At 64.4% G+C, this 13,017-nt stretch carries 9 protein-coding genes; 8 read left to right on the top strand and 1 reads right to left on the bottom strand.

Annotated elements, in window-relative coordinates; genetic code table 11:
- Positions 1 to 616 (bottom strand): tetratricopeptide repeat protein (locus tag GVL61_RS22545; protein WP_159983197.1); only part of this gene is annotated, 616 nt, incomplete at its 3' end.
- 303 nt (positions 617 to 919) lie between these two features.
- On the opposite strand from GVL61_RS22545, the gene GVL61_RS22540 reads away from it, so the two are divergent.
- From GVL61_RS22540 to GVL61_RS22505, 8 genes are all read left to right on the top strand, one after another.
- On the top strand, positions 920 to 1,171 hold the full coding sequence (locus GVL61_RS22540) for a hypothetical protein (protein WP_159983195.1): 252 nt from the start codon (positions 920 to 922) through the stop codon (positions 1,169 to 1,171).
- Complete coding sequence (locus GVL61_RS22535) at positions 1,168 to 1,653, top strand: hypothetical protein (protein ID WP_159983193.1); 486 nt, start codon at positions 1,168 to 1,170, stop codon at positions 1,651 to 1,653. The genes GVL61_RS22540 and GVL61_RS22535 overlap by 4 nt, the downstream gene beginning before the upstream one ends.
- 201 nt (positions 1,654 to 1,854) lie before the next feature.
- Positions 1,855 to 2,523, top strand: coding sequence for a response regulator (locus tag GVL61_RS22530; protein ID WP_159983191.1), 669 nt, complete (start codon positions 1,855 to 1,857; stop codon positions 2,521 to 2,523).
- Positions 2,520 to 3,878, top strand: a complete 1,359-nt coding sequence (locus tag GVL61_RS22525; protein ID WP_159983189.1) for an ATP-binding protein — start codon at positions 2,520 to 2,522, stop codon at positions 3,876 to 3,878. The genes GVL61_RS22530 and GVL61_RS22525 overlap by 4 nt, the downstream gene beginning before the upstream one ends.
- A 108-nt stretch (positions 3,879 to 3,986) precedes the next feature.
- Positions 3,987 to 5,222 (top strand): efflux RND transporter periplasmic adaptor subunit, encoded by a 1,236-nt coding sequence (locus GVL61_RS22520; protein WP_235037855.1) that lies wholly within the window; start codon positions 3,987 to 3,989, stop codon positions 5,220 to 5,222.
- Positions 5,219 to 8,353 (top strand): efflux RND transporter permease subunit, encoded by a 3,135-nt coding sequence (locus tag GVL61_RS22515; protein WP_159983187.1) that lies wholly within the window; start codon positions 5,219 to 5,221, stop codon positions 8,351 to 8,353. The genes GVL61_RS22520 and GVL61_RS22515 overlap by 4 nt, the downstream gene beginning before the upstream one ends.
- The gene (locus GVL61_RS22510) at positions 8,350 to 11,526 is read left to right on the top strand and encodes an efflux RND transporter permease subunit (protein WP_159983185.1); all 3,177 of its coding nucleotides are present in this window, start codon (positions 8,350 to 8,352) and stop codon (positions 11,524 to 11,526) included. Before GVL61_RS22515 ends, GVL61_RS22510 begins: the two co-directional genes overlap by 4 nt.
- Positions 11,523 to 12,962 carry an efflux transporter outer membrane subunit gene (locus GVL61_RS22505; RefSeq protein WP_159983183.1) on the top strand — a complete coding sequence of 480 codons (1,440 nt, stop codon included), beginning with the start codon at positions 11,523 to 11,525 and terminating at the stop codon, positions 12,960 to 12,962. The genes GVL61_RS22510 and GVL61_RS22505 overlap by 4 nt, the downstream gene beginning before the upstream one ends.
- Positions 12,963 to 13,017: the final 55 nt, after the last annotated feature.

The following is a 13,017-nucleotide window of genomic DNA, read 5'->3' as shown; positions in this document are numbered from 1 at the left end:
CCGCGCCCATGGCGACCCCGACTGCGAGACTTCCCAGCAGTCCCGACCCTGCCCCTCCCGAAGCGTATCCGCCCCATGGTGAAGCGGGTGCCCCATAGCCTGCGCCAATTCCCGGGTTCGCGACGAATGGGGCCGGGCGCCCCCCGAAGGGGCCAGGCGCCAGGGCACTCCGCCGGCGCAGAAGATACAGCGCGCCGAACGCGGCGGCGCCAAGCATTGCTATCGGCAACCACGATCCATGCGGCGCAGCAACTGGCGCAAGCGCAGATTGCGCGGATTGCGCAGACCCTCCGCCGTTCAGCTCCTGGCTCAGCTGTGACACCGCTTGCGAACGGGCGAACGGAAGGCCAGGCGCCAGTTGCTGCGCCTTGGTCAATTCGCTTTCGGCAGCACTCAGGTGCCCCTCACGGGCATAGAGTTCGGCCTCGACATAGTGGGCCTTCGCACTCCCGGGATGATCCTTGAGAACCTCGCTCATCATCGACAGCGCCTGCCCGACCTGCCCGGAAGCGGCGGCGGCGTGGACTTGGTCAATCGTCGGTTCAGCCGCGTAGGCGGCGCTGGCAGGCAGGGACGCGAGGCAGATTGCAGCCATCAGGGGAACAATCTTGCGCATGGGATCACACTCCTTCGAGGATGCCGGGACGATACGGGGCGCCCGCGATACCGAGGAATTCCTTGTGCGACGCCCGTCATTGCGGCGAGATCGCCGCCAGCTGAAAATTCGGTAATCTTCGCGCGCCACCGGCCGCTTCCCCTCACTGGCGTGCCGGCCGCAAAAGGCCATGGCGGAGTAAGGTGCCTGTCAGCTTCGGGGATCAGAACGTAACCCGCTGCATCAGGCAGCAGACAAGAGGTCACGAGCCACAGTCTTTCATCTGAGACTCGCGTACCTCCTTCAATCGAAGGAGAGAGTGTCATGTCCAGCAACATAAGCCCCGAACTTCGCAATCGCGGAATCGCTCTTACCGGGGCCACGCTCATTTCCGGCGCCCTGCTCCTTGGTTCGCTGGCGATGCCCGTCGCTGCCGAATCTACGCAGCCCTACCCACGGTGCACAGCAACAAGGGTCGACGAGTGCCGGCAGGCCCAGTCTCACCCGGTGAAGCATATGCGTCGGCACGTTCCTGCCGCAACCGTCACCGACAAGGCGAAGGAACCTGCTCAATGAACCCGCGCCATATGGCGGGCGTTATACTGCTCGCAACCTTCGTCGCCGGCTGCACGAGCACCGGCACCGGTATCGGCGAGGCCCGCTCCGCCGGAACCGGACCTTCAGCGACTTTCACATGGCAGGCTCAGGGCGCCCGAACCGGCACGATGACGGCGCAGTTCTCCGACGGCACCGCCTACACCGGCCCGTTCTTCCAGGTTACCAGCGAATCGCGGTCGGATGATTTTGGTCCTTTATGGTCCGGCTGGGGACGATCGCGCCGCGGGGGTTGGGGAGGCGGTTGGGGCTACTGGGGTCCATCCCAGAGCTTTATCACCCACTACTCCGGCAAGGTTCTGGCGAACCTGCAGGGTACAGATGGTCACTTGCGATGCCGCTTCACCCTGATCCGGCCTTCGAGCGGCATGGCAGGAGGCGGTCTGGGCGAATGCCAGTTGCCGACGAAGGCCAAGATCGATGCCACGTTCGCACCGCAGTGATAGGCATCACAAGTCGAGGGACATTGTGCAGGCAGGTCCCTCGACGTGACTGGATTCCATGGCGTCGGATACACCCCCGGCGCCGCGATTGCGTGAAACATGTAGCTGGCAGCGCTGGCCACTCCATGCCAATAATCTCTCCGGCGTGGGCCATGCGGCATCGGGCACTGCAAAACAGCCTGACCGGGAAGGAACGATCCGATGCGGTTGCTGATCGTCGAGGACAACCCCGATCTCGCGCAGGCGATCGCCCAGGCCTTCGCCGTACACGATATCCGCTGCGATTTGGCTGCGAATGCCGGTGACGCGGAACTCCTGATCCAGACCACCGATTACGCCGCCCTCATCCTCGATCTCGGCTTACCCGACGAGGACGGACTCGTGCTGCTGCAACGCCTGCGCGGTAACCGGCGGACCATGCCCGTCATCGTGGTGACCGCTCGCGGCGAAAGCGAGATGAGGATCAAGGGGCTGGACGTAGGTGCGGACGACTACGTCGTGAAACCGTTTCTCTTCGCTGAACTTCATGCGCGCCTGAACGCGATCCTGCGTCGGCAAAGCGGCTATGCCGATACCGTGCTACGGGTAGCAAACCTTGCCCTTGACCCGCGCTTGCGGGAGGTCACAATCGACGGCAGGCCGTTTGAACTCTCGGCCCGCGAGATTGAACTGCTCGAGCTGCTGATGCGGCGCAGCGGTCATGTCGTACCCAAGCGTGTGCTTGAAGATCAACTGTTCGGGTCCGGCGATGCGCTGGGCTCAAACGCCGTGGAAGTCTATGTCCATCGCCTGCGTCGCAAGCTTGAGGAACTGGCCGAGGTAAAAGTCCAGACGGTCCGCGGCATCGGTTACATGCTGTCCTGCGCATGACCTTGTTCTGGCCTCGCTCGCTGTTCGGCAAACTGCTGGTCGCGCAAATCGCGAACATCGTGGTTCTGGCCGTCGCCCTGCCGATGATTCTGTCGCACACACTTGCCGAAACCGCCGACAGCTTCGTCGCTGCGCGGCTTTCGCGAACGGCGGGCCTCATTGCGGGCCATATGGACGCACCGGCGACAAAGCTGGACGCGCTCGCACGCTCCCTTTCAGCCCGGCATGGCGGCCGGGCGCTCGCCGTCTTCGATGCGCAAGGCCGCCTTCTGGCCGGCAACCCGCAAGCCGCGCCGGCCGGCATCGCCGTCATTCAAGCTGGCGAACACGAGACGTTCGAGAGGTACGGCCGCTACGACATTTTCGCCCGCAAGGCGCATGGGCGCGATGGCAGCTCATACCGCATCGTCGTTGCACAGGACCGCACCGTGCCAGACGAAATCGTCGATAACGTCGTCGACGATTTCCTGGGGCGCGCCTTGTGGGTCCTGCCGGTAGCGCTGCTGGCCTCTTTAACGCTGTCCTTCGTCGTCCTGGGGCAGGTCACCGGCAACTTCCGCAGAGCAGCCAAGGAGGCCGACCTGATCGACCTGTCCAGGCTCGACGCCCGGATCGACCAGGCCAGCCTCCCCACCGAGAGCGCGCCGCTCGTCCACGCCACCAATCGCGCTATCGGCAGGCTCCAGACCGGCTATCACGCCCAGGGGGAGTTTATCGGCAATGTCGCCCATGAGCTTCGCACGCCCCTGGCATTGCTCTCTCTGCACACCGAGCAACTGGCCGCATCTCCGCAGCGCGAACAACTTCAAGCGGACATCGAAAAGGCCAATCACGTGGTGCGCCAGTTGATGCAGCTCGCGGCAATCGACCGGCTTCATCCAGAGTGCGGCCCGGTGGATACCGTGGAAATCGCCCGGCACGTCGTCGAAACGATGGCCCCCCTTGTCTACCGTTCGGGGCGCAGCATCGCCCTCGAAGCGCCCGACCATGACCGTCCTACGGTGCAGGGGGTGCCCGAACTTCTCGCCATCGCGGTCACCAACCTCATCGACAACGCCGTGCGGCACACCCCGGCCGGCTGCGCCATCACTGTCATGATCGAAACGAACGGCAGTGTCGTCGTCGAGGATGACGGGCCCGGGATCGCCATCGACTCGCGCGAGGTTTCCCGGCGCCGTTTTCGTCGCGGCGATACTGCCCGCAGCGATAGCGCCGGCCTCGGCCTCTCGATCGTGGACCGGCTCATGGCGGTCTGCGGCGGCGCGCTGGAGGCAGGCCATGCAGCAGATGGAGGAGCTCACATGCGGTTGCGACTGGTCCCGCTGCATGAGGCACATATCGAGATCGGTTCGTAATCATGCTCACCCGCACGGCGATGGACAGGCAAAGCCCTTGTTGGTTAGCCATCGATGTCCAACACGAGCCGCCGATGGCGTCGCGGTTGTAAGGATAAAGGAACGGGAATGGCCGCCGAAATGCGTTCCGACGATGACCGCCTCGCGGGTCAGGCTCCCCAACACCGCAAAAGCTGGCGCATCGTCGTCGCAATCCTGATCATCGCAGGCCTTGGCCTCGTCGCATTCGGCGCAAATCGGCTGTCACGAAGCGCCTCGGGCGGCAGCGGGCGGCCGTCTCCCGCCGTCAACGTCGCCAAAGCAACTCTCGCCGACATCCCGGTCAGCGTCTCCGCGCTCGGCACCGTGCAGCCGGTGGTTACCGCTACGGTTCGAACCCAGCTTGCCGGAACGCTGTTCAAGTTGTTCTTCGAAGAAGGCCAGATGGTCAGCCGGGGGCAGGTCCTGGCACAGATCGATCCTCGCCCTTACCAGCTGGCGCTGGCCCAGGCGCAAGCGAATATGACGCGCGACGAGGCTCAGCTGGCCGCCGCACGCGTGGACCTCAGCCGGTACGAGACATTGCTGCGCCAGGATTCGATCGCCAGCCAACAAGTGGACACCCAGCGCGCGACCGTACGGCAATTGTCGGGCACGCTAGCTGCAGACCGCGCCGCGATCGGCACCGCACGGCTCAACCTCGACTACACCAGCGTTAAGGCACCGACAACGGGGCGTATCGGCATCCGGCAGGTCGACATCGGCAACTACCTGACTCCTGCCGATACGAACGGTATCGTCGTAGTAACGCAGGTCGATCCGATCGACGTCGCATTCTCGCTGCCCCAGGCCCAACTATCGACCATCGGCCACGTCGCCGGCAGCGGAGCCGGATTGCCCGTGGAAGCACGTGACCAGAACGATGCAAGCCGCCTTGCTACCGGACGCTTCCTGACCTTCGACAACCAGGTCGACACAACAACCGGAACGGTCAAGGCCAAGGCGCGCTTCGACAACAAGGGCAATGCACTGTTCCCCAATCAGTTCGTCAATGTTTCGATGCTCGTAAACACCCTTCGCGGCGTCGTTACTGTGCCGGTAGGGGCGGTTCGTCACGGCGCTCCGGGCGATTTTGTCTTCGTCCTCCAACCCGATCGAACCGTGAAGCTCGCAGTGGTCCGAACGGGCCCTGCGGCCGGCAACACGGTCGCGATCCTGGCCGGGCTTGCCGCCGGTGCGACCGTAGTGACCGAAGGCGCAGATGGCCTGGAAGATGGCGCGACCGTCCGTCTGGCCGGTGACCACGGCAAACAGTCCGGCGCGAAACACGGCCGCCGATCGGCCCACGGCAAGCACGGCGAATGAACACCCAGGCCGCAGCAGAAGGGGAAACTCCTGCCCCAAGAGGCCCTTCCCGCGCCTTCATCCTGCGCCCCGTTGCCACCACCCTCCTGATGGTGGCGCTAATGCTGGCGGGGTTCGTCGGCTATCGCACGCTGCCGATATCCGCCCTTCCCGAAGTCGATTATCCGACAATCCAGGTCACGACGCTCTATCCCGGTGCCAGCCCCGACGTAATGGCGCTGACTGTCACCTCGCCGCTCGAACGGCAGTTCGGGCAGATGCCGGGCTTGACGCGAATGACCTCGGCATCCTCGGCCGGCGCATCGGTCATCACCTTGCAGTTCCGGCTCGACCTGTCGCTCGATGTGGCCGAACAGGAGGTCCAGGCAGCGATCAACGCAGCCACCACCCTGCTGCCCACCGACCTGCCCGCACCGCCGATTTATGCCAAGGTCAATCCAGCCGATGCGCCTATCCTGTCGCTCGGGGTGACATCCGAAACCCGGCCACTGGGAGAGGTCCAGGGCATCATCGAGCGGCAGTTCACCAACAAGATAGCACAAGTGACGGGCGTCGGGCTGGTATCGATGTCGGGTGGTCAGCGCCCGGCGGTACGTATCCAGGCCAATGTCGCTGCACTCGCCGCCCGGGGTCTCTCGCTGGAGACGATCCGCACCGCTATCGGCAACGCCAACGCAAACGCCGCCAAGGGCAGCTTCGACGGCCCCACCAGAAGCTGGACGATCGACGCCAACGACCAGTTGGCGGACGCCGAAAGTTACCGCAGTCTCGTCATTGCGTTTGCCAATGGGGCCCCGGTGAGGCTCAGCGACGTCGCCTCAGTCGTTCAGGGCACCGAAAACGTGCGGCTCGGCGCCTGGATGAACGGAGCCCAGGCCGTCGTCATCGACGTCAGGCGCCAGCCGGGTGCAAACGTCATCGGCACCGTGGATGCCATTAAGGCCGCGCTGCCCGACCTGGAGGCACAGCTCCCCGCCGACGTCCATGTCACCGTGCTGACCGACCGAACCTCAGGAATCCGCGCCTCGGTGGCCGACGTCGGGATCGAACTGCTGTTGGCCATCGCCCTGGTGACGTTGGTGATCTTCCTGTTCCTCGGCTCGCTCCGCGCCACAGTGATCGCCAGCATCTCTGTCCCACTCTCACTCGTCGGATCGTTCGCGGCGATGTATTTTATGGGTTTCTCGATCAACAACCTGACGCTGATGGCCCTGACCATCGCGTCCGGCTTCGTGGTCGACGATGCCATCGTCGTGCTTGAGAATATCTCGCGCCACGTCGAGAAAGGAATGCGCCCATTCGAGGCGGCATTGCTCGGGGCCGGGGAAATCGGCTTCACCATCATTTCCCTGACGATCAGCCTGATCGCTGTCCTGATTCCCCTTCTCTTCATGGGCGACGTGGTCGGCCGCCTGTTCCGCGAATTCGCAGTGACACTCGCCATCACGATCTTGCTTTCCGCCATCGTCGCCCTGACGCTGGTGCCCATGCTTTCCGCCCGCTGGCTGCGGCCTGCCCATGAAGAGCCCCCACACCGCCTTGCGCGCGCGACGCAAGGCTGGTTCGACCGTCTTTCACAGTATTATGCCCGGGCATTGGACCGCGTCATGGCGCGTCGGGCACTGACCCTGGCCATATTCACCGTGACGCTGGTGCTGACCGCAGTGCTGTTCTGGGCCATTCCCAAGAACCTGTTCCCGGAGCAGGATACCGGTCAGATCGCCGTGACGACGAGCGCCGCCCAGGATATCGGCTACGCCCGCATGGCAGCGATCCAGCGCGACGTCGCCGGCAGGATTCTGGCCGTACCTTCCGTCGCAAGTCTCAGTTCAGCCATCGGGGTCGACGGACAGAATGTCACGCTTTCGCAAGGGCGGATGCTCGTGAACCTCAAACCGGCGGGAGACAGAGAAGCGCTCCCCCCGGTGGTGGCCGCACTGAAACAGGCCGTTGCGGACGTTCCTGGCGTGAAGGTCTATTTCAGTCCCGTCCAGGACCTCACGATCGATACCTCCTCGGGTATGAATACCTACAGATTCGCGGTTCAAGGGGCAGATCCGGATCTTGTCGCACAGTGGGGAGCCCGCCTTGAAAACGCGCTGCTCGACGAACCGGCGCTGCGCAATGTCACCTCGGACGTGCTGGCGCAGGGCCGTGCCGTGGTGGTCGACATCAACCGCGATACTGCGGGGCGTCTGGGCCTCAGCGCGCTGGCCATCGACAACGCCCTCTACGACGCATTCGGCCAGCGGATCGTGTCGACCATCTACACCCAGTCGAGCCAGAACCGCGTCATCCTGGAAGCCGTTCCCGGCGACGTAACGGACCCACAAGCACTTGGCGACATGAGAATTCCGCTTTCCGGCTCGGAAACCATCCCGCTGTCTGCGGTGGCGACGATAAAAACGGCGAACGCCCCGCTCGTGATCACTCGCGAAGGGCAGTTCCCGGTGGCTACGATCGGCTTCGATCTCGCATCGGGGGCGTCGCTGGGAAACGCCGTTTCCGCAATCGAGAAAACCGCGCGGCGGATCGGGATGCCGGCGGCCCTGACCACAGGTTTCTCTGGCGCAGCCAGCACGTTCCAATCCTCGCTCGGCAACGAAACCCTGCTGGTCCTGGCTGCGATCGTGGTTGTCTACATCGTGCTGGGGGTGCTGTATGAAAGTTTCGTCCATCCGTTGACGATCCTCTCGACCTTGCCCTCAGCCGGCATCGGCGCGCTGCTGTGCCTGTGGTTGACCGGGGCTGGGCTGGGCGTGATCGGGATCATCGGCATCGTGCTGTTGATCGGAATCGTCAAGAAGAACGCGATCATGATGATCGACTTCGCACTGGAGGCGATGCGCAGCGGGCGCGTCGATCCCCATGATGCAATTCGTCAGGCCGCGCTGCTGCGCTTCCGGCCGATCATGATGACCACTTTTACCGCCCTGTTCGCGGCGCTGCCGCTTATCTTTGGCGGCGGCATGGGGCACGAGCTGCGCCAGCCGCTGGGGATCGCCATCGCCGGCGGCCTGATCTTCAGCCAGGTGCTCACCCTGTTCACCACCCCGGTCATCTTCCTCGCGCTCGAAGAAAGGCGCGAACGTGGCTGGCTGCGCCCCCGGCGACCGGCGATGGTCGGATGAACATATCCGCACCCTTCATCCGCCGTCCGGTAGGCACCATGTTACTGACCCTGGGGCTGATACTTGCCGGGGTCGCGGCCTTTCTCATGCTGCCGGTTGCTCCCTTGCCGCAGATCGATTTTCCCACCATCGTAGTGCAGGCCAACCTGCCAGGCGCCAGCCCGTCGACGATGGCGTCGAGCGTTGCCGCACCGCTGGAAAGGCACCTCGGTACGATTGCCGGGGTTTCGGAAATGACATCGCGTTCGGGCGTCGGATCGTCGCAGGTAACGCTTCAGTTCGACCTGTCGCGCGACATCGACGGCGCGGCCCGCGATGTACAGGCGGCGATCAACGCCGCTCGGGCCGACCTGCCCGCGACGCTCAAGTCCAACCCTAGCTACCGTAAGGCCAACCCCGCCGAAGCACCGATCCTGATCCTCGCGCTCACCTCGCCCACGCGCAGTCCTTCCGAGATCTATGATGCCGTCTCCACCGTAGTGCAGCAAAAGCTGCTTCAGGTGCAGGGCGTGGGGGACGTGGAGCTGGGCGGTGCGGCGCTTCCCTCGGTTCGGATCGAAGTCAATCCGCTCGCCCTTTCACAGTATGGCATCGCGCTGGAGGACGTGCGCACAGCGCTGCAATCCGAAAGTGCCAACCGCCCCCGCGGGGTTTTCGACGCGCATGGCTATGCCTGGCAGATATACTCCAATCAGGCCGGACTTCACGCCGCAGACTATAGCGGCACGGTGATAGCATGGCGCGATGGCGCAGCCGTCAGGCTCTCGGACATCGCCGAAGTGACCGACGGTCCCGAGGATGTGCGCACCATGGGCCTGTTCAACGCGCAGAAGGCCGTGCCTATCCTCATCAGCCGCCAGCCGGGTGCCAACATCGTTCAGGTGGTCGATGCCCTCAAGGCGCAGCTCCCTGCATTGCGCGAAGCGCTTCCGCCCGATGTCCACCTCGCCGTAGTGGCCGACCGCACGCTTACCATACGCGCATCCCTGCGCGAGGTGGAAGTAACGCTGCTGATCTCTACCCTTCTGGTCGTGCTGGTCGTCAGCCTGTTCCTGCGCAGCTGGCGCGCAACACTGATACCGGCGGCGGCAGTGATCGCTTCGCTGCTCGGCACCTTCGGCGTGATGTATCTGGCCGGCTTTTCACTGGACAATCTTTCGTTGATGGCGCTGACCGTGGCCACCGGCTTCGTCGTCGACGATGCCATTGTCGTGGTGGAAAACATCAGTCGCCATGTCGAGGCGGGACGCAGGCCTCTCGACGCGGCCCTGACCGGCGCGCGCGAGGTCGGATTCACGGTCCTGTCCATCTCGCTCAGCCTCGTGGCGGTGTTCGTCCCCCTGATCTTCATGGGCGGCCTCGTCGGTCGCCTGTTCCGGGAATTCGCGCTGACGATGTCGGTCGCGGTTCTCATCAGCCTGCTCGTCTCGCTCACCACCACCCCAATGCTCGCCGCACGCCTGCTTCGGGGCCAGGACGATAGCGCGCACGAAGGCGCCGTGATGCGAACCGCGCGGCGGCTGGTGGACGGAGCCCATGCGCGCTACGAGAAGTCGCTGGACTGGGCCCTCGCCAACCGCGGCGCCATGCTGCTGCTGCTTGCAGGAACGGTGGCCCTGAACGTCTACCTGTTGGTGATCGCCCCCAAAGGCTTCTTTCCCCAGCAGGATACCGGCGGCCTGATGGGCGGATTGCGCGCAGACCAGAGCATTTCGTTCTCCGAGATGCAGCAGAAGCTCACACGTATCTCCCGCATCGTGAAGCACGATCCCGCCGTCGGTACCGTGATCGCCTTTACAGGCGGCGCGCGCGCCGGCGGCGGATTCCTGTTCGTAACGCTCAAGCCTCGTTCCGGGCGCCCTTCCGCGCCCGATGTGATCGCCCGCCTGCGTCCGGCCCTTGCGAAAGTCAGCGGCGTCAGCCTTTTCCTCAACCCGGTACAGGACCTGCAGGTCGGCGGCAGGCAAAGCAACAGTACCTACCAGTACGTCCTGAAGGCCGATGATCCGAACGTGCTCAAGGCCGCCGGCCAGAAGCTCGTGGATGCGCTCGACCGGCACGGCGATATGCTGACCGACGTCGACATCGACCAACAAGACGCCGGGGCGGACGCTTTCGTTGAAGTGAACCGTGATACCGCCGCCCGGCTGGGCATATCGATGCAGGCCGTAGACGCGGCGCTTTATGACGCTTTCGGTCAACGGCAGGTTGCGAACATCTACTCAGGGCTGAACCAGTACCATGTGGTGATGGAAGCCGCGCCGCGCTTCAACGGCTCACCCGCGATGCTGAAAAATATTTACCTCCCCATCAACGGCAGCACATCGGTCACGGGAACGGGCGCGGTGGCTTCGGGCAACGCGATCAGTACCTCGCCAAAAACGATGGCCCCGCTATCCGCGATAGCCGGTTGGTCGACGGGTTCGACAAACGCCGCAGTCAGTCATTCGGGCGGAGAGCCGTCGGCAACGGTTTCGTTCAACCTGCCTCCCGGCGTTTCGCTGGGTCAGGCATCCCGCACCATCGTCGAGGTTCAAGCCGGACTCGCACTGCCCGCAACCGTACACGGCGAATTCGGCGGCACAGCGAAAGTCTTTGCCCAATCAACCGCGAGCATGCCGCTGCTCATCCTTGCCGCACTGGTGGCCATCTACATCGTCCTCGGCATCCTGTACGAGAGCGCGATCCATCCGCTGACCGCCTTGTCGACCCTGCCCTCGGCCGGGGTGGGCGCCATGATCGCGCTGATCGCGACCGGCGGTGAATTCGACATCATCGCCCTGATCGGGATCATTCTGCTGATCGGCATCGTCAAGAAGAACGCCATCATGATCATCGACTTCGCGCTGGAAGCAGAGCGCGGGCGCGGGCTCGAACCGCTTGCGGCCGTACGCGAGGCCTGCCTGCTGAGGTTTCGGCCGATCCTCATGACGACGCTCGCGGCCGCCCTCGGTGCTCTGCCGCTGGCGATCGGATTTGGAGACGGCGCCGAACTACGCCGTCCGCTGGGCATAGCTATCGTCGGCGGCCTGATCGCCAGCCAGATGCTAACCCTGCTCACCACTCCCGTCGTCTACCTTGCGCTTGATCGGTTTCGCCGTCGTAGCAAGACAGCCCCTTCCGCCCCGGTGCGCCGGGACGACCTGCCCCCGGCTCCCGGAGTTCCCGCATGAAGCGCGCACCGACCCTTGCCGTCGTTCTGCTGGGCGCCTTCCCGACGCTGGCCGCTTGCAATCTCGCTCCCGGCTACCGCCCGCCGACGACCGTCGCCATCCCCACCTCGTTCAAGGAAGCGCCCGACTGGCTGCCGGCAAGCCCCGGCGACGCAGCCGTGCGGGGGGCCTGGTGGTCGCTGTTCGAGGATCCTGTGCTTGATGCGCTCGAACGCAAGGTTGACGTGTCAAACCAGAACGTCGCCGCTGCTCGGGGAGCTTACGAGGCAGCGCGCGCGCTCGTCATGGTCCAGCGTTCTGCCTTGTTCCCGGTCGTTACCGGCACGGGCAGCGGCGGCCGATCGGACACCTTTGCTTCGTCGGCTTCAGGCAGCAGCTCGGCAACCACGACGACCACCGGCTCGCGGTTCGCGCTGGGTATCGGCGCGAGTTGGGAGCCCGATCTGTGGGGCCGTCTGGGCAATGCGGTAAGTCAGGCGGGGGCCAATGCGCAAGCCAGCGCAGGCGATCTCGCAAACGCTACGCTGTCCGCGCAGGGCGAACTGGCGACCAACTACGTGCAATTGCGCGGCATCGACGCGCAGCGCGTGCTCCTCGACGCGACGATCAAGGACTATACCCGGGCGCTAACGATCACGACCAACAAATACGATGCGGGCACGGTAGCGCATTCCGACGTCTACCAGGCGCAGACCTCGCTCAGCAACGCCGTCGCCTCGCGCCAGGACCTCGACCGGCAGCGTGCACTTCTGGAACATGCGATTGCGGTCCTGACCGGCGAAAACCCCTCAACGTTCGCTATCGCGGCGATGAAATGGTCCCCAGTCGTGCCTGAGGTGCCCGGAGTGCTTCCCGCAACCTTGCTGGAACGCCGGCCGGACATCGCGGCCTCCGAACGGCGCGTCGCGGCGGCAAACGCCAATGTTGGCATCCAGCGGGCCGCCTATTTCCCCCAGATCACTCTGACGGGCAATGCCGACACCAGCGGAGCCGGCACCACCGGGCAAGCGGTGAAGGAGCTTTTCTCGGCGGCAACAAGCCTGTGGTCGCTCGGCTTGAGCGGCCTCGTGACATTGCTGGACTTTGGTGGGCGGCACGGTCAGGTCCTGCAGGCCCGCGCCGAATACGATCAGGCCGCTGCGGCCTATCGGCAGACCACGCTGACGGCGTTTCAGCAGGTCGAGGACAACCTCGTCGCGGTCCGCGTTCTTGCACAGGTCACGCAAAGCAGGGTCAACGCCGCCGATGCCGCCAACCGCGCCGAGATAATCACGAACAACCAGTACCTGGGCGGCATAGTCGATTATTCCCAGGTCATCGTCGCGCAGACGAGCGCCTTCAACGCGCGGCAGAACCAGATCCAGTCCGTGATCGATCAGCAGACCGCAACGATTGCCCTGGTGCAGGCGATCGGCGGGGACTGGAAAACACACTGATCTGGTAGAGCAGCAGTCGGCCCGGCGCGGCATCGGCCACGCTGGCGGGCGTAAC

It is taken from the genome of Novosphingobium sp. 18050 (assembly GCF_902706195.1).
Lineage (GTDB): Bacteria > Pseudomonadota > Alphaproteobacteria > Sphingomonadales > Sphingomonadaceae > Novosphingobium.
The sequence above is the reverse complement of the archived record's forward strand: the minus strand, read 5'-3'. Positions and strand labels throughout refer to the sequence as shown.

Excerpts from the sequence above, each read along its gene's own strand:
- GVL61_RS22540 (WP_159983195.1), top strand. The coding sequence starts at position 920 with ATGTCCAGCAACATAAGCCCCGAACTTCGCAATCGCGGAATCGCTCTT.
- GVL61_RS22535 (WP_159983193.1), top strand. The coding sequence starts at position 1,168 with ATGAACCCGCGCCATATGGCGGGCGTTATACTGCTCGCAACCTTCGTC.
- GVL61_RS22530 (WP_159983191.1), top strand. The coding sequence starts at position 1,855 with ATGCGGTTGCTGATCGTCGAGGACAACCCCGATCTCGCGCAGGCGATC.
- GVL61_RS22525 (WP_159983189.1), top strand. The coding sequence starts at position 2,520 with ATGACCTTGTTCTGGCCTCGCTCGCTGTTCGGCAAACTGCTGGTCGCG.
- GVL61_RS22520 (WP_235037855.1), top strand. The coding sequence starts at position 3,987 with ATGGCCGCCGAAATGCGTTCCGACGATGACCGCCTCGCGGGTCAGGCT.
- GVL61_RS22515 (WP_159983187.1), top strand. The coding sequence starts at position 5,219 with ATGAACACCCAGGCCGCAGCAGAAGGGGAAACTCCTGCCCCAAGAGGC.
- GVL61_RS22510 (WP_159983185.1), top strand. The coding sequence starts at position 8,350 with ATGAACATATCCGCACCCTTCATCCGCCGTCCGGTAGGCACCATGTTA.
- GVL61_RS22505 (WP_159983183.1), top strand. The coding sequence starts at position 11,523 with ATGAAGCGCGCACCGACCCTTGCCGTCGTTCTGCTGGGCGCCTTCCCG.